The 24,454-nt window shown below is 71.0% G+C and carries 25 protein-coding genes; 12 read left to right on the forward strand and 13 right to left on the reverse strand.

Features of this window, described 5'->3' with window-relative positions; genetic code table 11:
- Positions 1–8: 8 nt before the first annotated feature.
- Entirely contained in the window at positions 9–332 is a 324-nt protein-coding gene (locus VKV26_19870) for an AbrB/MazE/SpoVT family DNA-binding domain-containing protein (GenBank protein ID HLZ72168.1), read from the forward strand.
- Positions 325–684, forward strand: coding sequence for a type II toxin-antitoxin system PemK/MazF family toxin (locus tag VKV26_19875; GenBank protein HLZ72169.1), 360 nt, complete (start codon positions 325–327; stop codon positions 682–684). The genes VKV26_19870 and VKV26_19875 overlap by 8 nt, the downstream gene beginning before the upstream one ends.
- 63 nt (positions 685–747) lie before the next feature.
- Here VKV26_19875 and VKV26_19880 read toward each other — a convergent pair whose 3' ends face one another.
- The 4 genes from VKV26_19880 to VKV26_19895 all read right to left on the reverse strand — a co-directional run bounded on the left by VKV26_19880 (position 748) and on the right by VKV26_19895 (position 5,981).
- Positions 748–2,565, reverse strand: a complete 1,818-nt coding sequence (locus VKV26_19880; protein ID HLZ72170.1) for a S9 family peptidase — start codon at positions 2,563–2,565, stop codon at positions 748–750.
- A 9-nt stretch (positions 2,566–2,574) separates the two neighbouring features.
- Entirely contained in the window at positions 2,575–4,113 is a 1,539-nt protein-coding gene (locus tag VKV26_19885) for a hypothetical protein (protein HLZ72171.1), read from the reverse strand.
- 224 nt (positions 4,114–4,337) lie between these two features.
- Positions 4,338–4,703, reverse strand: a complete 366-nt coding sequence (locus VKV26_19890; GenBank protein HLZ72172.1) for a hypothetical protein — start codon at positions 4,701–4,703, stop codon at positions 4,338–4,340.
- A gap of 312 nt (positions 4,704–5,015) precedes the next feature.
- Complete coding sequence (locus tag VKV26_19895) at positions 5,016–5,981, reverse strand: ribokinase (GenBank protein HLZ72173.1); 966 nt, start codon at positions 5,979–5,981, stop codon at positions 5,016–5,018.
- Between the two features lie 173 nt (positions 5,982–6,154).
- Between VKV26_19895 and VKV26_19900 the strand changes: the two genes are divergently transcribed.
- Entirely contained in the window at positions 6,155–7,924 is a 1,770-nt protein-coding gene (locus VKV26_19900) for a Rieske (2Fe-2S) protein (protein ID HLZ72174.1), read from the forward strand.
- Here VKV26_19900 and VKV26_19905 read toward each other — a convergent pair.
- The 7 genes from VKV26_19905 to VKV26_19935 form a co-directional block, all read right to left on the reverse strand.
- Positions 7,921–9,000 (reverse strand): M20/M25/M40 family metallo-hydrolase, encoded by a 1,080-nt coding sequence (locus tag VKV26_19905; protein ID HLZ72175.1) that lies wholly within the window; start codon positions 8,998–9,000, stop codon positions 7,921–7,923. The genes VKV26_19900 and VKV26_19905 overlap by 4 nt on opposite strands.
- 100 nt (positions 9,001–9,100) lie before the next feature.
- Positions 9,101–9,331 (reverse strand): hypothetical protein, encoded by a 231-nt coding sequence (locus VKV26_19910; protein ID HLZ72176.1) that lies wholly within the window; start codon positions 9,329–9,331, stop codon positions 9,101–9,103.
- 25 nt (positions 9,332–9,356) lie between these two features.
- Positions 9,357–9,776: a PIN domain-containing protein gene (locus VKV26_19915; GenBank protein HLZ72177.1), complete on the reverse strand. Its 420-nt coding sequence runs from the start codon at positions 9,774–9,776 to the stop codon at positions 9,357–9,359.
- Positions 9,773–10,000 (reverse strand): hypothetical protein, encoded by a 228-nt coding sequence (locus VKV26_19920; protein ID HLZ72178.1) that lies wholly within the window; start codon positions 9,998–10,000, stop codon positions 9,773–9,775. Before VKV26_19920 ends, VKV26_19915 begins: the two co-directional genes overlap by 4 nt.
- A gap of 52 nt (positions 10,001–10,052) precedes the next feature.
- Positions 10,053–11,069, reverse strand: coding sequence for a GNAT family N-acetyltransferase (locus VKV26_19925; GenBank protein ID HLZ72179.1), 1,017 nt, complete (start codon positions 11,067–11,069; stop codon positions 10,053–10,055).
- 498 nt (positions 11,070–11,567) lie between these two features.
- A complete protein-coding gene (locus tag VKV26_19930; protein HLZ72180.1) occupies positions 11,568–12,272 on the reverse strand; it encodes a response regulator transcription factor in 705 nt (234 codons plus the stop codon).
- Between the two features lie 85 nt (positions 12,273–12,357).
- Positions 12,358–13,260, reverse strand: coding sequence for a trypsin-like peptidase domain-containing protein (locus VKV26_19935; protein HLZ72181.1), 903 nt, complete (start codon positions 13,258–13,260; stop codon positions 12,358–12,360).
- 350 nt (positions 13,261–13,610) lie between these two features.
- Between VKV26_19935 and VKV26_19940 the strand changes: the two genes are divergently transcribed.
- The gene (locus VKV26_19940; protein HLZ72182.1) at positions 13,611–14,360 is read left to right on the forward strand and encodes an alpha/beta fold hydrolase; all 750 of its coding nucleotides are present in this window, start codon (positions 13,611–13,613) and stop codon (positions 14,358–14,360) included.
- A 38-nt stretch (positions 14,361–14,398) separates the two neighbouring features.
- On the opposite strand, the gene VKV26_19945 is transcribed toward VKV26_19940, so the two are convergent.
- A complete protein-coding gene (locus VKV26_19945) occupies positions 14,399–15,313 on the reverse strand; it encodes an aldo/keto reductase (GenBank protein ID HLZ72183.1) in 915 nt (304 codons plus the stop codon).
- A 225-nt stretch (positions 15,314–15,538) separates the two neighbouring features.
- Between VKV26_19945 and VKV26_19950 the strand changes: the two genes are divergently transcribed.
- Both VKV26_19950 and VKV26_19955 read left to right on the forward strand, forming a co-directional pair.
- Positions 15,539–15,958 (forward strand): cupin domain-containing protein, encoded by a 420-nt coding sequence (locus VKV26_19950; GenBank protein HLZ72184.1) that lies wholly within the window; start codon positions 15,539–15,541, stop codon positions 15,956–15,958.
- A 97-nt stretch (positions 15,959–16,055) separates the two neighbouring features.
- Entirely contained in the window at positions 16,056–18,368 is a 2,313-nt protein-coding gene (locus VKV26_19955) for a lytic transglycosylase domain-containing protein (GenBank protein HLZ72185.1), read from the forward strand.
- A 111-nt stretch (positions 18,369–18,479) separates the two neighbouring features.
- Here VKV26_19955 and VKV26_19960 read toward each other — a convergent pair whose 3' ends face one another.
- Entirely contained in the window at positions 18,480–19,721 is a 1,242-nt protein-coding gene (locus VKV26_19960) for a CoA transferase (GenBank protein HLZ72186.1), read from the reverse strand.
- Positions 19,722–19,839: 118 nt separating this feature from the next.
- Between VKV26_19960 and VKV26_19965 the strand changes: the two genes are divergently transcribed.
- The 6 genes from VKV26_19965 to VKV26_19990 all read left to right on the forward strand — a co-directional run bounded on the left by VKV26_19965 (position 19,840) and on the right by VKV26_19990 (position 24,276).
- A complete protein-coding gene (locus tag VKV26_19965; GenBank protein HLZ72187.1) occupies positions 19,840–21,138 on the forward strand; it encodes a thymidine phosphorylase in 1,299 nt (432 codons plus the stop codon).
- Positions 21,139–21,213: 75 nt separating this feature from the next.
- Positions 21,214–21,906 (forward strand): CoA transferase subunit A, encoded by a 693-nt coding sequence (locus VKV26_19970; protein HLZ72188.1) that lies wholly within the window; start codon positions 21,214–21,216, stop codon positions 21,904–21,906.
- Between the two features lie 49 nt (positions 21,907–21,955).
- Entirely contained in the window at positions 21,956–22,582 is a 627-nt protein-coding gene (locus VKV26_19975; protein ID HLZ72189.1) for a 3-oxoacid CoA-transferase subunit B, read from the forward strand.
- Positions 22,583–22,766: 184 nt separating this feature from the next.
- Entirely contained in the window at positions 22,767–22,982 is a 216-nt protein-coding gene (gene rpsU, locus VKV26_19980) for a 30S ribosomal protein S21 (protein ID HLZ72190.1), read from the forward strand.
- A 150-nt stretch (positions 22,983–23,132) separates the two neighbouring features.
- Positions 23,133–23,645 (forward strand): septal ring lytic transglycosylase RlpA family protein, encoded by a 513-nt coding sequence (locus VKV26_19985; GenBank protein ID HLZ72191.1) that lies wholly within the window; start codon positions 23,133–23,135, stop codon positions 23,643–23,645.
- Positions 23,646–23,670: 25 nt separating this feature from the next.
- Positions 23,671–24,276 carry a pentapeptide repeat-containing protein gene (locus VKV26_19990; GenBank protein HLZ72192.1) on the forward strand — a complete coding sequence of 202 codons (606 nt, stop codon included), beginning with the start codon at positions 23,671–23,673 and terminating at the stop codon, positions 24,274–24,276.
- Positions 24,277–24,454 lie beyond the last annotated feature (178 nt).

Genomic DNA, 24,454 nt, shown 5'->3' on the forward strand with positions numbered 1-24,454 from the left:
GCCGAGGCATGGTTTCCACGCGCGTGGGCAAACGCGGGACGCTCGTGATTCCGGCGACGTTCCGTCATGCCCTCGGCCTCGAAGAGGGCACGACGGTCACGGCCGAAGAATTCGATGGCGGCGTTCTGATTCGGCCGGTCATTGGCGACGACTTCAGTGAAGAGGAGCGGGCCGCGCTGATCGCCGAGGCCATCAAGTCGTACGCCACGCTGCGCGAGGATCCGCGCGCATGGACGGAGTATCAGGAGGAACAAGCGGCCTGGGAACGCTTGGGAATCGAGACGTGGCCCAAGGAGGTGTATCCAATCGACGAAGACGCCTCGCATGAATAGCGGGCGCCCCAGGCCACAGCGCGGAGAGATTTGGTTCGTCTATGATCCGGCTCCGCCCGCTCAGGGACACGAACAGGCGGAGCCGCGACCAGCGCTTGTCGTCTCGGCCGACTGGTTCAACAGCAGCGGCCCCAATCTGCTCACGATTGTGCCACTGACCACACAACGGCACGAGAGTTCAATGCACCTCGAGATCCGGCCTCCCGAAGGTGGTGTCCGGCGGACAAGTTTCATCCTCTGCGAGCAGCCCACAACCATTTCACACTTGCGTTTGCGCGCCAGATGGGGCCGCGTGGCGCCGGCCACCATGCGGCAGGTCAATGTGCGACTCCGTACCCTGTTGGAGTTGTGATTCACAACGCGGCTGTTGGCTATCGGCGCAAAGCCCGCGATTAGTGATGGTGCCCTTCGCCGCCTACTCCTCGCGCTCGCCTTTGAGATAGCGCTTGAGGAAGGTGAGCGTACGCTCGGTCGCGTCGCGCTTGCTGGCGGGCGAGCGGAAACCGTGGCCCTCGCCGTCATAAAAGTGGTGCTCGAAGAACTTGCCCTCGATGCGCAGCGCCTCGATCATCCGCTCCGACATCAGCGGCGCCACGCGGCGATCGTCGCGGCCATGCAGGATCAGCAGCGGCGCCTCGATCCGCTCCGCCGCGTAGACGGGCGAGCCGCGGCGGTAGCGGTCCGTGTTGTCGGCCGGGTCGCCCATCTGCCGCTGCAGGTCGAGCCGCCCCACGCGGTCGCCGTGCCGGTACGACTCCGCGATCTCCGAGTCGCCGAACAGGTCCACGCCGCAGGCGAACAGCTCCGGCGCCCGCGTCAGCGCGCAGAGCACCAGATAGCCGCCGTAGCTCTGGCCGTAGATGCCGATCCGCGCGGCGTCGATCCAGTCGAGCGAGCGCAAATACTCCGCGGCGTCGAACACGTCATGCAGGTCGGCGTGCCCCCACTCGCCGAAGTTCGCCTCGCGGAACTCGCGCCCGTAGCCCGTGCTGCCGCGGAAGTCCGGCCCGAAGACAGCGTAGCCCTCCTGCGCGAAGAGCTGAAACAGCGGCCGCCAGGCGAACTGGAACCGCGAGTTCGGCCCGCCGTGCGGCACGACCAGCGCCGGCGCACGCTCACCCGCCGCCAGCTTCGGCCGGTACAAGAAGCCGCAGATCGTGCGCCCGTCGCGGGCGCGGAAAGGTACCCGCTCCGGCGTCACCAGTTCCGCGGTGGGAATCCCGCCGCACGAGCGAGTGATCTGCTCGGCCGCGCCGCCGTCAGCGGCGAGCACGAAGATGTCCGGCGGCTGCGTCGGGCTGTCGAAGGTGGCGATCAGGCGCTTGCCGTCCGGCAGCCAGCCGACGATGCCCCAGTTGCCTTCGCCCGGCGAGACGCGGCGCAGCGACTCGCCCGCCGCGTCGACCACCATCACATCCGTCTTGCCCTCGCGGTTGCGCAGGAAGGCGATCTCCGTGCCGTCGGGCGACCAGGCAAGGTGCTGCGGCCCCCTGGCGTGCAGGCCGCCGTCCTCCCACTCCCCGAAGGTCAGTTGCCGCACCTCGCCATCGCCGGATCGCACGTACAGGTGAAAGAAGCCGTCGCGCTCGGCGAAGAACGCCAGCCGCCCGCCGCTCGGGGCCCAGGCCGGCGCCGTGTTCCAACAGCCGCTGTCCGGGGTGAGGTTCTGCTCGCGGCCGCTGGCGGCATCGACCGTGTAGATGTCGGAGGCGCGCAGGTCTTCTCGAACGGACGTGTAGGCCAGGAAACGGGCGCCGGGCGACCACTGCGGCGGGCCGTTGTCGGCGGGCGTGCCGCTCAGGCGCGTCGCCGTTCCGCCCGCGAACGGCACGCTCCAGACCTGGTCCCAGCCCCGCTCGCGCGAGCGGAAGGCGATCGTGGCGCCGTCAGGCGACCAGGCAGGCTCGGAGACGCCGGCGGGGTGCGCATAGACGCGTGTGCGCTCCAGCCCGCCGTCGTTCAGCGTCCACAGTGCGTTGTCCAGCACCGCGGCCAGGCGTCGGCCGTCCGGGGAGAAGGCCGGGCGGCCGTAGCGTCCGGCGTCGGGGGTTAGCCGCAGGGGCCAGCCGCCGGCGGCGTCCAGCAGGTAGAGCGGCTGCGCTTCGTCCAGTTCGAGCGTGAAGGCGAGCCGGTCGCCGCGAGGCGAAAGCGTCACCTGCGCCGGCGAAGGGTCGGCGATTGCCGCCGCGATCGAGAGCGGCCCGCGCACGCGGTAACTCATCGTGTTCGCCATCGTCGCCGGCTAGTCGCCGGCGGCGGGCGCGCCGCCGGCCGAACCGACTGCGGGCGTGCGCGGACCGGCGCCGGAGCGAGGCAGCCGGGCGATCAGCGCCTGGCCCTGCCGCGTGCGGGAGAGCAGGGCAGCGCCGATGTAGAGACCGGGCGCCAGGAAGACGAGCACCAGCACCCCGCCGATCTCCAGCAGTGGGCGGCCGGGAAGCTCGGGCGAGAAGTAGTACCAGCCCTCGATCGCGGCGATCGCGGTCGCCGTGTGCGTGAGCAGACCGGTAAAGGTGAACAGCAAGGTCACGCGCTGGCGTACACCCACGGTGAGGGCGCCCAGGCTGATCAGCCAGAGCAGATACCAGGGCTGAAACCAGAACACGGCGAGCATCAGGTAGGCGCAGATCACGGCGAAACAGGCGCTGGGCAGATCATCCGGCGTGAGCCGAGCGCGCCGCTTGATCATGCCCCAGAGCACCAGCGCGTAGGCCGCCGCCAGCGTCGAGAAGAAGATGACCTTGGTGATGACGATCGCGTCGTTGAGCGTGAGCACTTTGTCCAGCGCCGTCTTCAGCAGGGCGCCGGGCGAGTCGGTGAACTGCGAGGCCTGGTAGCGCAACGTGGTGAAGGTGAGCTGTCCACGCCAGAACGGCGCGTAGAGCAGCAGCCCCAGCAGGGCGGAGAGTCCCAGCGCGGTCGCCAGCCCGCGCCACTGCTCGCGGGGCGTGGTCAGCACGGCATAGACGACGAAGACGGGAATGAGCACCGCGCTCACGAACTTCACCAGCGTGGCCAGCGCCAGCACGGGGAAGGCGACGTTCCAGCGTCCGCGCACGCCGAGATAGAGCGCGAGCAGCGTGAAGCCCATCATGATCACGTCGTTGGCGCCGTTGCCCGCCACGTAGAGCAGCACCAGCGGGTTCCAGGTGAAGAGCAACGTCGCGGCCCACTCCTTGCCGGGCCGCAGATAGCGCACGGTGTGAAAGATCGCCACCGCGCCCAGGAAGTAGAAGGCGATCGCCAGCAGCTTAAACGCCATGAAGGTCCAGAGCAGGTCGCCGTGCCCCAGCAGCAAGGGCAGTGCCGTGAGCACGGCCCAGAGCGGGCCGTACGGCGATGGCAGCGTCTCCCAGACGACGATGTCCCAGCCGTTCACCAGGTAGAACGGATCGTGCGGGTAGAAGGCGGGCGGCACGGTGAACGGGTTCTGGTGGTGCACCCAGAGGATGCGGCCCTCCATCACGTAGTGAAAGAGGTCGGACGACGTAGCCGGGTAGAGCAACAGGTAGGTGAGCGAGAGCAGCGCCGCGCCGCCGAACACCAGATACGTGAGCCGCCCGCCGCGCAGCTCACCCGCCAGCGTGTGCGCGGCGAGGAAGAGCGCGACCAGCGCGGCGACGAGCGCCGTGTAGCGCCAGGTGGCGCCGTAGTTGTGGCCGATGATGTCGAACAGCGCGAGCGTCGCACCGGGGAAGTGGGAGCTGAAGCGCAGCGGCCGCACGAAGCCGGCGAGCGCCAGCAGATCGAGCAGGAGCAGCAGCGAGAGCAGTCGGCGCACGAGCGTTCGATCCGTTGCGAGCGCGACAGGCGCGGCCAGACCGCCGATCGCCCCGTGATACAGCGCTTGTGCCGGAGCGCCGCTTCCATGCTACGCCGGCCGGAGCGCCTCGCGCACGACAGAGTCGGTGTAGAGGGCGGCACGGCGGGAAAACCGCAGGCCGGGTGGTCTACGGCGCGACCACCCGGCCCGTGTGTTGGGACGATCGGAGACGGCGCGGACCCTTAGGCCTTCGATCTGCCTGTGGCGTAGCGTGCGAAGAGGCCGAGACCCAGGAGCCCAGCGCCCACGAGGGCGATGGCCAGAGCCGGGAAGGTCATGCTGTCGCCGTTGACCGGCAACTGCCCGGGCGCCTTCGCCGTGCTTGTCGCGGCCGGCGCCACCGTTGGCGGGCGCGTTGCGGTCGGCGCCACCGTCGGCGCCACTGTCGCGGGAGCCGCGGTTGCCGGACGCGCGGTTGGCGAGGCCTGCGCGGAGACGGACGGGCCGCCCGTGGTGGCAACGGCCAGTCCGATGATCAGCCCGAGCGCCACCATGGCGCCGCCGGAGATGAGCAGCCACTTGCTCAGTTTAGTCAAGCGTGATGCCATAGCACCCCCTCTGTGCAGTTTGGCGCCGTCCTTGCCACACGCCGCGCCCAACACACGCCGCGGACCAGCAGCAGTAACGCACACATACCCGCCTATGCCAGAGCCGGCCGTTGTGTCACCAGCTAGACCTTCTCCATACGTAATGCTTGCGAAGGTGTCCAGCCGATGATTTCGCTTCCGCGCTGGCCGTGCCGTGACGGGAGCCACGTTCCCGCTGCTGCAGACCATTCTATTTATCCGATGCAATGCCGGGGAAAGTCAATCGCTCATCGCAGCAAAATGCGGATGGACTGCCATAATCTTGCTGTTGTCTTACAGTTCGCGGCCGTTATGTAGGATCTCCCAGGCCATTGTCGCAGAACTGTTCCGCAGCAGTTCCTCGATCTGTCCCGACCGTGGCAGTGACGGCGCGGCGCCCAGGCGGCCGACGCACAGCGCTCCCGCCGCGTTTCCCGCCCCGATCGCCGCTTCCAGCGGCTCGCCGCGCGCCAGCGCCGCCGCCAGCGCCCCACAGAAGGCATCGCCCGCGCCGGTCGTGTCCAGCACGGGCACGGCGTGGCCCGGCAGCCGGCGCAGGCTGCCGCCTGCCGTGTAGAGCACGCCAGCGGCGCCGAGGGTGACGATGGCGGCCGGGACGCGGGCCGCGATCGCCCGCGCGGCCGCCGCACAGCCCGCGCGGTCCGTCGTCGCCACGCCGCAGAGGGCGCTCGCTTCGGCTTCGTTGACGACCAGGAGATCGCAGAGCGCGAACGCCGCATCGGGCAAGGCGACCGCGGGCGCGACGTTCCAGACCACCGTGCCTCCGCCGGCATGCGTGATCGTCGCCGCCGCGAGCGACGCGTCGAGCGGAACCTCCATCTGCAACAGCAGCACGCGCGCCCCGGACAGAAGGTCTGCCCCCGCTTCGATGTCGGCCGGCCGCAGGCGCATGTTGGCGCGCGGAGCGACGACGATCATGTTCTCGCCTGAGGAATCGAGGATCGGCAGCGCGATGCCGGTGCCCTCGTCGGAGTCACGCACGATGCCGGCGTCGACGATCCCCTCCTCCGCCAGCGCCGCCAGAAAGTCATCGCCGTAGGCATCCGCACCCAAACGGCCGAGCATTCCCACGCGGGCGCCGGCGCGGGCGGCGGCGATCGCCTGGTTGCAGCCCTTGCCGCCACGGTAGATGCCGAACTCGCTGGCGAAGACGCTCTCGCCCGGCCGCGGCCAGTGCGGCACACGCGTGACCAGGTCGGTCATGAAGCTGCCCACCACCGCGACATCGAACGGAGACATGGCCGGCCCCTCTCGCCCCTTGCGCGACGCCGCGCAGCGTAAACAACGACCACGCATGGCGCAATGGCCCTGTCCGCCCGGCCAGCTAGGCAGGCGGACGCGCGCGTGTCATCGTGAACCCGTGGCGGGCCGTCACCGGCGGCGGCCGGCGCCTGGCGGTGAGGAGCGGCGCGATGAACGGACGGGAAGAGAGCTGGGTGCGAGTCGGGTCGGCCACGGCGCTGCGTGCCGCCGGCTGCAGCGTAGTCAGCGCCGGCGGGCACACGCTCGCCGTCGTCGCCAGCGACGGGCAACTCCACGCGATCGACAACCGCTGCCCGCACATGGGCTTTCCCCTCAGCCGCGGCAGCGTCGCCGATGGCCTGCTCACCTGCCATTGGCACCACGCCCGCTTCGACCTGGCCAGCGGCGGCACGCTCGATCCCTTCGCCGACGACGTGCGCAGCTACCCCTTGCGCATCGAGGGCGACGACGTGCTGGTCGAGGTCGGCGCGGCGCCGATCGACGTGGCCTACTGGCAGCGGCGGCTGAGAGATGGCCTGGAGCAAGGGATCACGCTGGTGATGGCCAAGGCGGTGCTGGCGCTCAGCGCCGCCGCCGTGCCCGCCGAGACGATCGCCGCGCAGGGCGGCGCCTTCGGCCTGCGCTACCGCGGCCGCGGCTGGGGCTCGGGCATGACGATCCTCACCGCCGTGACCAACGTGCTGCCCGCGCTCAACGAAGAAGACCGGCCGCTGGCATTGACCCACGGTCTGGCGCGCATAGCGGCCGATACCTCGGGCGAGGCGCCGCGCTTCATCGTGGAAGCGCTGCCCGCCGCCGACGTGCCGATCGCGCAGCTCAAGGTCTGGTTCCGGCGGGCCGTGGACGTGCGCGACGCCGAGGGCGCCGAGCGTGTGCTGCAGACCGTGCTCACGTCCGGTGCGGGCGTCTCCGCCGCGCTCGACCTCCTCTACTCCGCGGCGACGGACCATCTCTTCATCGACGGCGGCCACGAGCTGGACTTCATCACCAAGGCGGCAGAGTATCTCGAGCACGCCGGCGAAGGGCAGGCGCCGGCCGCCCTTGGCAGCCTGGTCCGCGGCCTCTGCGAGGCGCAGCGCAGCGAGGAGCAGTACGCCTGGCGCTATCCGATCGATCTGCCCGCGCTGATCGCCCCGGCGCTGGAGGAGCTGGACGCGGTCTGGCCGGCGCGGGGAAACGGCCCGGTGCGCGACCTGCACGCCCTGAGCGCCGCCTTCCTTGGCGAGGAGCCGGCGCCGATCGCCGCCGCCGTGCAGGAGGAGCTGCGCGCCGGCGCCGCGCCGGCCGCCGTCGCGCAGGCGATCGCCTACGCTGCCGCCCTGCGCCTGGCGCGCTTCCCCACCAGCAACGAGTTCGGCGACTGGGACAGCGTGCACAACACCTGGTCGTCGTGCAGCGCCCTCTTCCGCGCCCTCACGCGCTACCCTTCGCCGGAGCTGGCGCGCGGCCTCTACCACGCGGCGATGGCGCTCTACCTCGACCGCTTCCTGATGGTGCCTGCCGCGCGCCTGCCGGACGAGCTGCCCCGCAACGGCCGCAGCGCGAACGGCGAGGAGCTTCTAAGCGAGCTGCGGGCGCTGTTCGACCTCAACCAGCAGGTCGATCCGGCGGCACGGGTCATCGACGCCTATCTCGCCGCCGGCCACGACGACGCGCCGCTGCTCGCCACACTGGGCCAACTCGTGCTGCGGGAGGACGCGGGCTTTCACATGTACCAGACGCTGGAGGCCGGCCTTCACCTCTACCGCAGCCTGCGCGAGCGCGAGCCGCTGGCGGCACGCCGCGCCCTGCTCGGCGTCACGCGCTTCCTCGCGGCGCACGCACCCACGGCCCGCGCTCTCAACCAGACGGTGCGCATCGCCGTGCGCCTGCACCGCGGCGAGGAGATCTTCTCCGAGGCCGAGGCGGCGCCTGCCTAACCGGCGAGCAGCGCGGCGCAGAAGCGGGCGGCGTCCAGCATGTGTCGGATTGAAAGGGTTTCGGCCTTCGTGTGGAAGTGCTCACCGCCCAGGCCGAGCACCACGGACTGAATGCCGCGCGTGGTGAAGACGTTGGCGTCGGTGCCGCCGCCTGAGGCGAGCAGCCGCGGCTGTAGGCCGATCTGGCGCAGCGTCGCCATCGCCAGTGCAACGAGCGGGTCCGACTCGTTCAGCTTGTAGCCGCCGTACTGGTCCGCGATCTGCAGATCGAGCCGCGCTTCGGGGTACCGGCGGCGCAGCGCGGCCGCCGTGTCTTCGACACGCTGCCGCAAGGCAGCCAGCTTCGCAGTGTCGCGGCTGCGCAGCTCAGCCTGCAGGACGGCCTCCTCGGGCACGGCGTTGCGGGCGCTGCCGGCGCGCAGCAGGCCGATGTTGCCCGTCGTCTCCTCGTCCATCCGCCCCTGCGGATAGGCGCGGATGAAGTCGGCGGCGATGCCGATCGCGGAGATGCCGTGCTCCGGCTCGACGCCGGCGTGGGCGGCGCGTCCCGTGATCGTCAGGTCGAGCGTGAGGTGGCTGGGCGCCTCGCTGGTGATGTTCGCCACGGAGCCTTCGCCGTCGAACACCAGCGCCTGGCGGGCGCGGATGCGCTCGTAGTCGAGGTTGCGGGCGCCGACGAGACCGATCTCCTCGCCGCGGCTGAAGGCGATTTCGACGGCGCGGTGGGCGCTGCCGTCCTCGCGCAGCGAGCGCAGCGCCTCGACGATCGCGCTGACGCCGGCCTTGGGGTCGCCGCCGAGCACGGTGCTGCCGTCGGTGCGGATCGTGTCGCCCTCCACGACCGGCTTGATGCCCTCGCCGGGCTGCACGGTGTCCATGTGGGCCGAAAGCAGCACGGGCTCGCCGCGGCCGGGCAGGCTGGCGAGCACATTGCCGTGCGCATCGAGGCCCGCCTCTGCGCCAAGCTCCTCCAGCAGCGCGATCAGCCGCCGCGCGATCGCCGCCTCCTGTCCCGAGGGGCTGTCGATCTGCACGAGATCGAGAAACGTTTGCACCAGGCGGTCACGCTGGATCATCGGCTGCTCCTGGAACGCCGCGGCCTCGGCACGGCAGGCACTGTGCATCGTGCCAGAACGGCTGCGTGACAGGAAGCGATCGCCGTCTGCGCTCTGCGCCTCAGCCCAGATCTTCGAACAGCGTCTCCGCGATCAGCTCTTCAAGCTCCGCGTCGTCGAGGCCGGCTTCGACCGGCGGCGTGGTCACTGACGCGGCTCCCGGCGAGGGCGTCAGCGCCGCGGCCGCCTCGCCGAGATCGCGGCGCAGCGAGCGGGCGATGCGCTCCAGCAACTGCAGTCGTTCGTCTACCGGCAGCCGTTCGGCCGCGGCAGCGAGTTCTGCGAGGTTCACGCCGAGCTGCCTCCGTCTCACCCGCCTACACACTGAGATGCTGCGTGATGAACTCGGCCGGCGAGAGCACCGACAGCGCCGCGCCGCGGCAGTCATTCAGATCGCGCGTCACGATCACGTCGATGCTCGCGGCCACGGCGCTCGCATACTGCACAGCATCTTCAAAATCGGTGAATGGAAGCAGCAACGCGTCGCGCAGCACCGGTTCGCTAACCGGACAAATCTGCAACCCCGCCAGGATGCGTTCGATGGCCAGGCGTGCGGCCGCCCTTCCGCGCTCCCGGCGCACAATGTAGAACACCGTCGGCGGGGTAATTGCAGCCACATACCCGGTGTACTCGTGACGAGCCGCCGCCTCCCAGATCGCGGTTGCTTCCGCGAGATATGGCGCTCGTGCGAGGACGTAATCAAGAACGATGTTTACGTCCAGCAGGGCATCAGTCATGAGTACTTCTTCACGAGGTAGTCGATGTAGCCCTCCCGCGCGTCCCATTCTGGCGGAATGGGAGCGTCTGGCTTTGCCATCCCCTTCAGTCCACGGATCGCCTCGGCGCGCTCGGCGGGCGTCGGCTTGGCCTCGCGCAGCGAGCGCTCGACGGCGTCGCGCAGGGCGCGGCGCTCGGCGACGGTGAGCTTCGGCAGTTGCTCGACGATCTCTTGCAGCGTCATGGTGCGATCCTCTTGGCCCTCAGTGTAGCGCAGCGCCGAGGTCCGGCCGCGCTCAACCCGCCGCGATCGCCCGTGCCGCAAGCCGCACGCTCTCTTCGATCGAAAAGCCGCTGGTGTTGAGGCGGCGCGGTTCCGGCCAGCGCTCGCAAGCCGCGTGCTGGGCGCGCACGATCGCGGCGGGCACGCGCTTGCCGCGGTCAGCGCCGCGCTGCAGCAGCTCGGCCAGGTCCGGATGCACGATCAGCAGCCGCCAGTTCAGGCCGGCGAGCAGCGGCTGCCAGAGCGTGGTGAAGGGCGCCGGCTCGAAGACGTCGTCGATCGCCACGTCGTAGCCGGATTCGAGGAACGGGCGGGCCGCCGCGATGCAGGCCCGCACGCTGAGCACATACTGCTCGCCGGCAAGGTCGGAGGGCGCCAGCGGGTCGGCGCGGCCCTGGACGATCAGCTCCCGCATGCCGTCGAGCTGCAGGTGCAGGGCGCGCGGGCGCGTGGCGCACCAGCCGGACGCGATCGTGCTCTTGCCGCCGCCGGCGGCGCCGCCGAAGAGCGCCAGCAGGCCGCCTTCGGGCCGAGGCATTTCTGGCCGCAGGCGGCGGCGCATCTCGGCGGAGACGATGCCGAAGCCCGCACGCTCCTCGTAGTTGTAGGTCGTGTAGCCGAGGCCTTCGTAGAGGCGGATGTTCGCGGGCAGGCTGAGCCGCGCACCAAGCCGCACCTCGGGCAGACCCAGCCCCAGCGCCCGCTCCTCCAGCCAGCGCACGATCTGCCCGGCGATGCCCCGGCGACGATGGGCCGGCAGCACCGCCAGCCGGCCGAAGTAGAGAAAGCCGCCGGCGGGGTCGCATTCGTAGCGGGCGCAGGCCACCGCCTCGCCTCCTAGGGAGGCGATCACACCGCCGCCGTGTGCCAGATCGCGGCGCACGTCCGCCAGCGCCTCGCTGAAGACGCCGCTGGGCGGCACCAGCGTCAGCCGGTACTCCGCGTACGCGGCCAGCGTCACCGCGGCCACGGTCTCGGCATCGCTCGGCGTCGTCTCGCTGAGCGTGAGGGTGAGCGGCGGCTCACTCATACGCGGCATCGCTCCCGGCAGCTTCGGGCGGCGCAGGTCGGCGGCGCAGCGTCGCTGGCCATCGATCGCGAGCGTAGCGCAGCGGCCGCGCGCTTCACACGCGATCTGTGAACGGCTTGACGGAATCCGCGCCGGGACGATGACACACTTCAGGGCATCAGGACGCGTTGCGCTCGCGCAACGAGCCAGCGGCGGCGGGACGTTACTCCTCGCAAGGAAGCGCCCGCGGCGGCCGTCCACGTTTTGCAAGGGGTGAAGTTCGACATGCGACATGCGACATGCGACATGGGACAAAGGAGACGCGGATGCCCGATCTGATGATCTACGTGCAGGTACTCGAACGGCAGCATGCCCGGCGCCATGGCGGGCTGCTGCACCGCCTCGGCCGGCGTCTGCGCCGGGTGCTGCGGGTCGTTTAAGCGCGGCGGGGCCGGCCCGGCGGAACGGGCCTCTCGTTCGAGGATACGGGCGTGCCGGCGGCGCGGCACGCCTTCGGCGCTACAGGGCGATCAGGCCGCGGCGAGCGCCGATGCGCACCGCCTCCGTGCGGCTGGCGGCGTCGAGCTTGGAGAGCACCGAGCCGACGTGGAACTTCACGGTGTGGTCGCTGATGCCGAGCCGTCGCGCGATCGCCTTGTTGGGAATGCCCTCCGCCAGCAGCGCCAGCACCTCCAGCTCCCGCGCCGTCAGCTCTTCGACGCCCTCGCCCGCGGGGGCGCTGCGCACGCCCACGGCGGGCAGGAACAACCCCGGCGCCAGCGCCGGGTGCAACACGCTGAGGCCGGCGTGCACGGTGCGCACCGCCATCACCAGCTCGGCCGCATCGACTTCGCGCGGCAGGTAGCCCCAGGGCCGCGGCGCCAGGCGGGCGAGCACGCGGGCATCGTCCGGCGCCGGGCCGAGCAGGACGACGGCCGCGGCCGTGTGCTCCTCAACCTCGGGGCCAAACCACTCCAGCACCTCAAGCGCCGGCAGATCCGCAACCAGCACGTCAAGACGCGCCGCGGCGAGCGATTCCAGTGAGGACGCCTCGCTCAGCACCTCCAGCCCCGCGTCCGCGTGCAGCAGCACGCGCAGGCCCGCGCGCACGCTGGGGTAGGGCGAGACGACGCCAACGCCGATCGGCTCCCCGGCGGCAGCCGCGCCGTGTGGCGGCGGCAACTCCGTGATGCCCGCCACCTGCGGCAGTTCGAGATCCTTCACCATCGCCTCAACCAACCGAAGCCGGGAGCGGCGGACGGCCCTTCAGCGAGCCCCGCCGTCTCGCCGCCCTCCGGCTCTGCCGCGCTCAGCCGCGCTCGCCGATCGTCACGTTCAGCTCGCGCACGTCGCCGCCGCGCAGCACTTTGAGCGGCAGCGACTGGCCGATACGCTCGCCGCCGAGCTGAGCCTGCAGATCGTCCGTGTCCTTCACGGCAGCGCCCGCCAGTCCCACCAGGATATCGCCCACGAGCAGGCCACCCTTCTCCGCCGGTCCGCCGGCCTCGGTGCCCACGATCAGCAGGCCGTTGCTCTGACCCTCGAGCTTGCCCGCCAACGCGTCCGGCAGGCGCAGCGGCTGGCTGCTGATGCCGAGGAAGCCGCGGCGCACCTTGCCATGCTGCACGAGCTGACCCACAACGCGCTGCACCGTGGCAACCGAGAGCGTGAGCCCGCCGCCGCGCGAAAGCCCCGTGGTGTTGAGGCCGAGCATCGCGCCCGAGGCGTCGATCAGGGGACCGCCGCTGAAGCCCGGATACATCGTGGCGTCGGTGCGGATGACGCCCTCAAGCTGACCGCCGCGCCAGGTGCGCGCGGGCCCGCTCACGGAGCTGACCACGCCCAGCGAGACCACGGGCCCGCCCGCGCCCGGCCGGCCCACCGCCAGCACGATCGTGCCGGGCCGCGCCGCGCCGCCGAGCGCCAATGGCGCCGGGGCGGTGCCGTCGGGCCGCAGCACGGCCAGATCCGTGCCGGCGTCGCGGCCCACCAGCTTCGCGGCAACGCGCTTGCCGTCCGGCAGGCCGATGCCGATCTCCTCCTCCTGCTCGATCACATGGTCCGCGGTGACGATCACGCCGCCGGTGAAGGCGACGCCGCTGGCCGGCTGGCGCCGCCGCGCGTGCACGCTGACGATGCCGGCCGCCGCGCGTTCCACCGCCGCGGCGAGCGCGTCGGAGAAGGCGCTGAGCGTGTTTCCTGGTTCTGCCATGGTGCTTCCTCCAGCGGCGCCCGGCCTCCGCGGGCAGGCGCCGTCTCGTTGTACGGCAAGCGTAGGCGCGGCGCTGGCGCCGCTCATACGCCCGGATCGGCAGACCATCACCCGGCCGAACGGCTAGCTGGTCGCGGCCGCGCTCCCGTCCGCGCCGGCGGATTCGCCGCACGGTCCGGCGTGACGGCGCTGGAACCGCCGCCCGGGCGGGCGCACAGGGCCGGAACCAGCCGGGCGCGCACAAGTGTTGGCAACATAACCGTTTATGTGGGTGATTCCGTATGGCGCGGAGTATGGCAACTGAGTTACAACGTGGATACGTTTACACCAGAAGGTGGGTGAGGCGGGCGATGGTCGCGATGCGCGGCGCCCCGATCGAGGTTCCCTATGCTGAATCAAAGACGGCGCGCCCACCGTTGGGCGGCGAAAGCGCCGCCGGCCTCGAGCTTGCCTGCCTGCTGAGCAGCCCCGTCTATCTCGGCGTCGGCGTGCCCCGGGGCGACGGCCGCACTGTGCTGGTGCTGCCCGGCTTCCTCGGCAACGATGAATACCTGCGCCCGTTGCGCGGCTGGCTGCAGCGCGTCGGCTACGAACCGCGGGCCTCGGGCATTGTCTTCAACTTCGGCACCCCCTCCTCGCTGATCGCCCAGCTATTGCGCCGCGCCGAGTTCGTGGCGGGCGGCGAGCGGCTGACGCTGATCGGCCATAGTCTGGGCGGCATCTTCGCTCGCGCCGTGGCCGTGATGCGGCCCGACCTGGTCTCGCACGTCATCACGCTCGGCTCGCCGCTGCAGGGCAACCCGCGCGCGGCCTCGCATCCGCTGGTGGCAAGCCTGGGCAACCTCTTGCTGACCGAGCGCGGCGGCATGCGTGCCAACGACGCCCTCGAAGCCGCGCTGCTCGACGTGGCGCTGCCGCAAGACGTGCGCATCTCCTGCTTCTACAGCCAAAGCGACGCCGTGGTCGACTGGCGCGCCTGCATCGATCGCGACCCGCGGGCGCAGGGGATTGAAGTCCACGGCACGCACTGCGGTCTGGTCTGGAACCGCGAGGTCTATCAGAAGCTCGCTATCCTGCTCGCCTCCACGCCGCGGGGCTAGCGCCCGTCAGGCAGCGCACACTGAAACGCCGATCTACCTCAGGCTGCGGGCGTGCTGCCGGCTGCGGCAAGGCGGCGCTTCGCTTCCTCGTAGACGTCCGGCCGCAGAGGACCGGCCTGGGCGGCGGCCAGATTCTCGAGCAGGTGCTCCGGGTTCAGCGTGCCCACGATCGTCGTATCGAGCTGCGGATGCGAAAGCGTGAAGCGCAGCATGAACGCCTGCCGGCTCATGCCTTCCAGCAAGTCGTCGAGCTGCGCCTGCTCCCAGGTCCGCGCGGCGTCGGACGCCTGCCCCTCGGCCGAGACGGCGCCGCGGGCCACACCGCCGCGGATCACGATGCCCGCGCCCGCCTCGCCCGCGCGCGTCACGACCGCCTCGTGCTGCCGGTCCGTCGCTGAATAGGGAATCTGGAAGACGTCGAAGACGCCCATATCGACGTGCTGCTCGATGTTCGGCAGCGTTGAGGACATGCCGAGGAAGCGGATCTTGCCCTCGCGCTGCAGGTCGCGCAATGTCTCGATCGCGCCTTGCTGCGCCAGCGTCTCCGCCGAGGGCGAGGCGTGGAACTGTACCACGTCGAGATAGTCCGTCTTCATCCGCGCCAGGCTCTGGTTCACGCCGGCGATGATGTTTTCGCGGCTGAAGTCGTGCGGGTTGCGCTGCCCGGCCGGCGCCGGCGGCGCGCCCACGAGGCAGCCGCACTTGCTCGCCAGGAAATACTCGCCGCGGCGCCCGGCGATGAACTGCCCGATGAACTCCTCGCTCTGGCCGTAGTCGATCGAGGTGTCGATGTAGTTGATGCCCGCATCCAGCACGGCGTTGAGCACCGTCTGCGCCTGATCCGGCTGCACCGGCCGGCCGCGCGGCGCCCCACGCAGCTCCATCGCGCCGAAGCCCAGCGCCGTTACGCGCAGGCCCGTGCGGCCCAGTTGACAGGTCGGCAGGTCCGCCATCGCCACACCCCGCTTCGTTTGGTGGTTTCAAGACCGGCCCGCGGCTTGCGCCTGAGCGTCGCTATGGCAGCGCATCTCCGGACTTGAAACCAGGTCTCACTCGCGCGCCGCCGGCCCGAGCGCCGCGCCGCACGCCCTCTATCCTAGCGCGAGTGAGCCGCGGCGGGGGCGTGTATAGTCAGTGCCGCGGGCTCCCTCAGGGAGCAGAGCGCGAGAGGAGACGCGATGACCACTCCAGAAACCGGCGCCGCGGCGTCACGGCTGCTGGTGCAGCCCGCGGCCGAGGTCGCCGAGCGGCAGTCGCGCGGCGAGCTGCGCGTGCGCCAGATTTTCCAGGCCGAGACGGCCGGCTTCGAAAGCTCGCTCTCATTCGTGCTCTGGAACCGCATTCCCGCCGGCGGCGCCAACGAGCTGCACGTGCACGAGGACATCGAGAAGGTCTACTACTTCCTCCAGGGTCAGGGCGAGGTCGCCTGCGGGCCGTGGCAGCGCGGCGTGAACGCGGGTGACTTTCTCTTCTTCCCGGCCGCGATTCCGCACATGGTGCGCAACACGGGTATGGAGGACCTGCAGTTCGTCGTCGTTGCGGCGAAGACCATGGGCACGCCGCGCGGCCTGGACGGAGCGCCGGCAGCCGGAGACTGAGCCGCCGGCAGCCTGCCGGCGCAAGAGAAATCCCCGCACCCGACATACGATCGCCCGATGCAGTTCGCCTGAAACGGGTACTCTGTATGCGGTGTTTGTGAACCTGCGCCTCCGTGAGCCGGTGCAGCGCCGCGCGCGTGGCCGTCTCGCCGCCCGCCATCTCGCGGCGGCCGGCGGCCGGCCGGCGTGGCAATACCGACTGGTGCTCGTGGCCGCGCTCATGGCGCTCACGCTCGCCGGCGCAGCGCCGGCCGCGGCCGATGTTCCGCTGGCGCCCTTGCACGCGGCGATGCGCGCCGCCGCGCTGGCCGCGGGCGACGCCGCCGAGCGCAACGGCGACTACGACGCCGCGCAGGCGCAGTACCAGGCGCTCGCCTCCTCGCCCGATCCCGCCACCAGCGCCGCCGGCAACCTTGCGCTGGGACGCCTGCTGGAACGCTGGGGCAAGCCGTCCGCGGCGCTGGCGCCGCTGCGCGCGGCCATGGCCCACTTCGGCAACACGAGCAGCCAACCGGACGGTCTGCACACCGCCTTCCTGATCGGCGAGGCGCAGCTTGACCTGAAGCAGTACCCGGGCGCGGCCGCGTCGTTCCAGGTCTACCTGGCCGGCGGCGGAGCGGCGGCGGGCGAGGCGGCGATCGAGCGGGCCGCCGCCTTGCACGGCGACGGCGACGATGCGGGCGCGCTGGCCGCGCTGGCGCAGCCGCTGCAGGCTTCATCGCTCGCCGTCCGCCGCGCCGCGCTCGGCGCCGCGAGCCGCCCGCTGGAGCTGCTTGGCCAGCCCGCCGCCGCCGCGGCCGACCAACTGGCGCTCGCGGCCGTCCAGACATCGGCCCGACGGCGGGTCGAGGCGCTGAACGAGGCGGGGCGGCTCTTCGCCCTCGCGGGCGACGACGCGGGCGCGATTTCGGCGCTGCAGAGCGTCGTACAGGGCTATCCCGGCGTGCCGGCAGCGGCCAACTCGCTCGATCGGTTGGACGCGCTTGGCGCCGCCATCGATCCGGTCCAGCGGGCGCTGGTGCTCTACGGCGCCCGCCGCGATGACGACGCGCACGCCGCCTTCCTACAACTGCTCGACGACAACCCGGCCGGCCATCTCGCGGCGCTGGCCAACTACTATCTCGGCCGCATCGCCGACCGCAACGACCGCAACGACACGGCGCTGGCGGACTACGCCGACGCCTATGCGGCCGAACCCACGGGCGCGCTCGCGCCCGCCGCCCTCTGGTACCAGGCGCAACTGCTGCGCTTTCTCAGTCGATACGACGAGGCGCGTACCGTCTACACGCGCCTGGCGCAGCAGTTTCCGCTGGACGCGAACGCGGCCGACGCCGCCTTCGCGGGCGGGCTGATGGCCTATCTGGCCGGTGACGAAGCCGGCGCCACGGCGATCTGGGCGCCGATCGCCCGCGCCGCATCCGGCGGCGACGCGGCGCGGGCCGGACTCTGGCTGGCGAAGCTCGCCCTGGCGCACGGCGACACCGCCGGAGCAAGCGCCGCGGCCGCCCGCGCGCAGGCGGCGCAGCCCACGGGCTACTTCGGCCTGCGCGCTGCGCTGCTGGCCGCGGGCGGCAGCGTGCGCCCGGCCGGCGGCCCCGTCGCCGCGCCCGCCGCCGACTGGGGCGCCGTCGAAGCCTGGCTGGCGAGCCGCTTCGGTCCGGAAGACCCGGCGCCCTTCCGCGCTGTGCAGACGACGCAGGACTGGGCCGAGGGCATGGAACTGGACGCCCTCGGCTGGCAAACCACGCCCGGCGACATGCTCGGCGCGGCGCTCGCAGGCATGGCGACGCAGCCCTGGGCGCTGTACCGCGCCGCGCGGGCCTTCGCCGATCGCGGCCGTACGGCGCTTGCAATCGAAGCGGCAACGGATCTGCTGCGCCTGGCGGGGCTGCAGCCGGGCGGACCGCTGGACGCGCCGCCCACGCTGCTGCACCTGGCCTATCCGATCGATTATGTCGAGCTGATGAATCAGGATGGGGCGGAGGCCGGGCTCGACCCGCTGCTGCTGATGGCGGTCACGCGCCAGGAGAGCGCCTTCGACCCCGCGGCTGGCTCGACCGCGGGCGCACAGGGCTTGCTGCAGCTTGTGCCGGCCACGGCGCAGGACGTGGCCGGCACGCTGGGCCTGCCCGCGCTCGCGGCGGGTGACCTGCAACGGCCGCTGATCAACCTGCGGCTGGGCGCCGCCTATCTCGCGCAGCAACTGCGCGCGGCCGGCGGCGACTTCCAGCAGATGCTCGCCGCCTACAACGCCGGCGGCCGCAACGCGGCGCGCTGGGCGCAGCAGGCCGGCGGCGACGCCGACCGCTTCTACGAGGCGGTCGACTTCGCTGAAACGCGGCTCTACCTACGCCTCGTTGGCCAGAACTATGCGGTCTACCAGTTGCTCTACCGCGGCGGTGGGCACTGAGCACCGCGCCGGCTGCGCCGCTCTGCCGGAAGCCTTCTGCCGGGCGCCGGACCTCATGGAGGCGCTCTGTGGTTCATGGCCTCGCGCCGATGCGACCTCCGGCGCCGCTCCTCACACTACGCCCTCCCGCTTCAGCGCCGCCAATTCCTCGTTCTCGATGCCGAGCAGGCCGCCGAAGACCTCGGCGTTGTGCTGGCCGAGCGTCGGCGCGGGACGGCGCACGCGGCCAGGCGTCTGCGACAACTTCGGCACCACGCCCTGCATGCGCAGCGGCCCAAGCTGCGGATCTTCCACGTCCACGAGCACGTCCCGCTCGGCGACGTGTGGATCGGCGAACAGATCGGCCACGTTGTAGCTCGCCGTCATGGGAATATCGGCGCGCTCCAGCCGTTGCATGATCTCGGCCACCTCGTGCCCGCGGGCGAAGACCGCGATCGCGTCGTTGATCTCGTCGCGGTGCTCGGTACGGGCAGCGTTGGTTTTGAACCGCGCGTCGTCCGCCAGGTCGGGGCGGTCGATGGCCAGCATCAGCCGCTGGAACTGGCGCAGGTCGGCGGCGATCAGCATCACCCAGCGTTCGTCCTTCGTGCGGTAGGCGCCGGAGGGCGTGGCCGGGCCGCCGTTGCCCACCGGCTGCCGCACGACGCCGGTGCTGCTGAAGTGCGCCGCGGTGAACTCCAGCGCCCGCACGACCGATTCGTAGAGCGCGGTATCGACGATCTGGCCGCGGCCGCTGCCGCCGGCGTCGCGGGCGTAGAGCGCGATCAGGGCGCCGATCGTGGAGAGCATGCCGGTCATGTAATCCACAACGGAGAGGCCGGGGCGCACCGGCTCGCTCTCGGGATGGCCGGTCAGGTGCCAGAGCCCGCCGAAGGCCGCGCCGATGCGGTCGTAGCCCGGCCGGCGGCGGTACGGCCCCGTCTGGCCAAAGCCGGATACGCGCACGATCACGAGCCGCGGGTTGGCGCCCTGCAAGACCTCCGGCCCCAGCTCCCAGCCTTCCAGCGTGCCGGGCACGAAGTTCTCGACCAGCACGTCGCTGACGGCGCAGAGACGCAGCAGCAGCGCCTTGCCGGCGTCCTTGCGCAGGTCGAGCGTGATCCCGCGCTTGTTGCGCGACTCCGTCGCCCACCAGTACGAGGTGTCGCCCTGCACCGGCCCGAGCGTGCGCAGCGTATCGCCGCGGCCGGGAATCTCGACCTTGATCACGTCGGCGCCGAAGTCGGCCAGCTCGGTCGCGGCGAACGGCCCCGCCAGCACCGTCGCCAGGTCGAGCACGCGCAGCCCGGCGAGCGGCAGCGGCGCGGCCACGGACCGATCGCGCTGGCCGGCCTTCTGGGCAGTGTTTGCCATGCTCAACTCCCGAGCGCGGCCGTGCCGCTGCCCTATCATACGAGGACGGGCCGCCACAGGCGCCCATCTCGCCGGGCCGGCACGGGGCTGTGCACGGGGCTGTGCACGGGGCTGTGCAATGAAGCTGGTCGATCTCATCCTGCGCAAGCGCGCCGGCCAACGCCACACCCGCGATGAGCTGCAAGAGCTCGTGCGCGGCGCCGTCGACGGCTCGCTTCCCGACTACCAGCTCGCCGCCTGGCTGATGGCCGTCTGCTGGCGCGGCATGAGCGACGAGGAAACCGCCGACCTGACGCTGGAGATGGCGGCCAGCGGCGCCACGCTCGACCTCAGCGAGATTCCCGGCGTGGTCGTGGACAAGCACAGCACCGGCGGTGTGGGCGATAAGGCGACGATCGTCGTGGCGCCGCTCGTCGCCGCCTGCGGCGTGCCGGTGGCCAAGCTCACCGGCCGCGGCCTCGGCCACAGCGGCGGCACGGTGGACAAGCTGGAGTCGATTCCCGGCCTGCGCCTCGCGCTCGCGGGCGACGAGTTCACGCGGCTGCTGCGCGGGCACGGCCTGGCGATCGCCAGCCAGTCGGCGGAGCTGGCGCCGGCGGACGGCGTGCTCTACGCCCTGCGTGACGCCACCGGCACGGTCGAGAGCATTCCCCTGATCGCCAGCAGCATCATGTCCAAGAAGCTGGCCGGCGGCGCCTCCGCCATCCTGCTCGACGTGAAGGTCGGCAGCGGCGCCTTCATGAAGGACCGGGCCCCGGCCGAGCAACTGGCGCAATTGATGGTCGCGATCGGTGAGCGCGCCGGCCGCCGTGTACGGGCGGTGCTGAGCAACATGGAGCAGCCGCTGGGCCTCGCCGTGGGCAACGCGCTGGAGCTGGCCGAGGCGATCGCGACGCTGCGCGGCGCGGGCCCGGCAGATCTGGACGAACTCTGCCGGCACGAGGCCGCGGCGCTGCTGGTGCTCGCCGGCCGCTGCACCGATGAGCACGACGCGCTTGCCGAGGTTGGGTATGCCGTACGCAGCGGCGCCGCGCTTGAGAAGCTGGTCGAGGTGGTGGCGGCACAGGGCGGCGACGCCGGCTACGTGCGCGAGCCGGAGCGGTTGCCGCGAGCGCCGGTCGTGCGCCGGCTGCTCAGTCCAGGGCGCGGCTATCTCTCCCGCCTCGACGCGCTGGCGATCGGCCGGGCCGCCGTGGCGCTGGGCGCCGGCCGCGCGGCGAAGAACGGCGCGATCCGCCACGACGTCGGCATCGTCCTCCACCGAAAAGTCGGCGATCGGGTCGAGGCCGGCGAAGCGCTGCTCGAGGTCCACGCCGGCAGCGAGGCCGACGCCGAGCGTGCGCTGGGCAGTATCGCCGCCGGCTTCACCGTCTCCGACGAGCCGGTGGCGCCACCGGCCGTGCTGCTTGATGCCTGAACACGGGCTTGCGGCCCACGATCGCAGGACCAATCATAGGCAGCGTGCGCGGCCAGGCGGCGCACAGGCGGGCAGATGATCGACAAAGTCTTCCCCAACCCCGACGCGGCGGTGGCCGACATCCCGGACAACGTGACGATCATGTTCGGCGGCTTCGTCTCGGCCGGTTCGCCCACGACGCTGATCCTCGCGCTGCAACGCCGCGGCGTGAAAGGCATCACCGGCATCGCCAACAATATCGGCCTGGGCGACAGGCTCGACGTGCTCTGCGAGCAGCGCCAGATCAAGAAGATGATCGCGTCGTTCGCCATCCGCGCCTCCGGCGCACGCGCCAGCCTGTTCGAGCAGCAGTATCGCGCGGGCGAGGTCGAGCTGGAAGTGGTGCCCCAGGGCACGCTGGCCGAGCGCATCCGCGCCGCGGGCGCCGGCCTGGGCGGCTTCTACACGCGCACGGGCGTGGGCACGCCGGTGGCGGAGGGCAAAGAGCTGCGCGAGATCGACGGCGAGCAGTACCTGCTTGAGCGGCCGCTGGGCGCCGATTACGCCCTGATCAAGGCGGCGAAGGCCGACCCCCTGGGCAACCTCGTCTATCACGGCGCGGGGCGAAACTTCAACGTGCCGATGGCCACGGCGGCGCAGGTCGTGATCGCCGAAGTGAATCAGATCGTGCCGGCCGGCGGCCTCGATCCGGAGCTGGTGGTCACGCCGGGCATCTACGTCGATCGCGTGGTGCTGGGCGAGCGGCACGTGATCCGCTGGTTCGGCTGAGGCGGGGGCGGAATCGGTGCCGCAGGGACTGACGCGAGAGCTGATCGCCATGCGCGTGGCGCGCGAGCTGCGCGACGGCATGTCCGTCAATCTCGGCATCGGCCTGCCCACGCTCGTCGCCAACTTCGTTGATCCAGGTACGCAGATCATCTTCCAGGCTGAGAACGGCATTCTGGGCTACGGCGGCATCCGCGAGGAGGACTTCGACCAGGACCTGATCAACGCCGGCGGCCAGCCGGTGAACATTCTGCCCGGCGCCTGTTTCTTCGGCAGCGACACCTCGTTCGCGATGATTCGCGGCGGCCACGTGGACGTCGCGGTGCTCGGCGGCCTGCAGGTCTCGGAGCAAGGCGACCTGGCGAACTGGATCGTGCCCGAGCGCGGCGGCGGCAGCATTGGCGGCGCCATGGATCTTGCCGCCGGCGCCCGCCGGCTGATCGTCGCGATGGAGCACACGACGCCGCAGGGCCGGCCGAAGATCCTGCGCCGCTGCACCTATCCGCTCACGGCGCAGCGCTGCGTCGATCTGATCGTTACCGACCTCGCCGTGATCGAGGTCGATGCCGTCGGCCTGCTGCTGCGCGAGCTGGCGCCCGGCGTGAGCGCGGCCGAAGTCGAGGCGCTGACCGAGGCGCCGCTGCGCCACGCGCCGGATCTGCAAGAGATGCGCCTGTAGCGAGGCCGGGCCACGCAGTGCGACGCGGGATCAGGCCGCACACCGCGATTGCGAAGCGGTGGCGCAGCGGCTATTCTGTATCGTGCCGGCAAGGTCTGCGACCGGCAGGTAGTCTGCTGCACCATGCCGGCTGCAACAGGCTGCAACAAAACAGGCTGCAACAAAAGGAGCACGTACCGCTCACATGCTGATTGTCACTCCCAAAGACGGCGAATCCGGAGAACAGCTCCTCGCCCGCTTCACCAAGATCGTTCAGCGAGACGGCATCCTGCGTGAGGTGAAGCGCCGCCGGCACTTCATCTCGAATCACGAAGCCGAGCGCCTCGTGAAGCAGAAGGCCGCGCGCAAGCGCGCCCGCGCCGCGCGCAAGGCCGCCGAGCGCGCCGCCCGCCAGCGCTGACTCCGCGCTCCTCCGCTGAAGCGACCGCCCCGGCAGCGGCCGGCATGGGTACCGCCCCGTGATCTGCTGCCCGCCCGATCGGCGCGCGACGGCGCCTGCTTCGTGCTCGGCTATTGCACATCTGCACACACATGCTGACAATACGGTGCGATGCGAAGAGCGAAACGACGACGGCGCCGAGCGCCCGAAGCCGCGGCCGGCATACTTGTGCTCGCCTTGCTCGGCATCGGCGCGCTGGCCGTGACGGCGATGCAGCGGCTGACTGCAATGCCGCCGGCTGCCGCGGCGTCGGGCGTCGCGGCGCCCGCGGCCGGCAACACGATTACCGGTCTCGCCACCTTCTACGCCGATGACTTCGAAGGGCGGATCATGGCCGATGGCCACCCCTTCGAGATGGACGACCCGACGATCACCGCCGCCAACGCCTGGCCGCTCGGCACCCGCCTGCTGATCCGGCGTGCGCCCGGCAGTCCCTGGGACGCCTCGCTGACCGCGGCTGAGCGCAAGCGCTACTTCGGTAACACGATCGTCGTGACCGTGCGCGACCGCGGGCATTTCACCCACGCGCTCGACCTGAGCCGCGCCGCCTTCGCCGAGCTTGGCCGGCCCGACGAAGGCGTAATCCGTCTCTTCATCGAACCGATCGGCACGATAGTGCACTAGCCTGTGGCGGCGGCGGAGCGCGACGGTGACGACGGCTGCCTTCGCAGACGGTCAACTCTACACGGATCGCGAGTTCGCGGGGCTCGACGCCGTCGCGCAGACCTGCACGGCGATCGAGTTCGAGGGCTGCGCGTTCGTGCGCTGCAGCTTCAACGAGACGCTGTTTTCGCACTCCCGCTTCGCCGAATGCCGCTTCGAGGGCTGCGACCTCAGCCTCGCCCGCTTCCCCAATACCCGCATGAGCGAGCTGGTCTTCCGCGAGTCGAAGCTGAGCGGCGTCGATTGGACGCTGCCGGCGGAGGCACAGGCGCTGCGCCTGCCGCTTTCCGTGCAGTTCGAGGACTGCGTGCTGAGCTACGGCTCCTTCTTCGGCGTCGTGCTGAGCGGCGTGTCGATGCGCCGCTGCATCGCCCACGAAGTAGACCTTTCCGAAGCCGATCTGACCGGCGCCGACCTCGGCGAAAGCGACTTCCGCGGCGCGAAGTTCCTGCACACGAAGCTGGCGAGGGCCGACCTGCGCGGCGCCCGCAACTACGCGATCGATCCCACGGCAAACGCCGTCAAAGGGGCGCGCTTCTCCCTTCCGGAAGCGGTCTCCCTGCTCCGCGCCTTCGACGTGAAGATCGAGTAGTACGAAAAGACCGTCTGCTTGCAGCCACGGCGCCTGACGGGTGTGACAAGTTGTAATGGGTCAAGTGATTAGGCGGCCTGGGCGAGTTGCGTGGCGTGCTGGGCGCGGAGTGCAACCATGACCTGGCCGCCAGCATCCGACCAGCGTGCCCCGGCCCGCTTGAGCCGCTGTTGGATGA

It is taken from the genome of Dehalococcoidia bacterium, from assembly GCA_035310145.1.
In the GTDB taxonomy this organism is placed as follows: domain Bacteria; phylum Chloroflexota; class Dehalococcoidia; order CAUJGQ01; family CAUJGQ01; genus CALFMN01.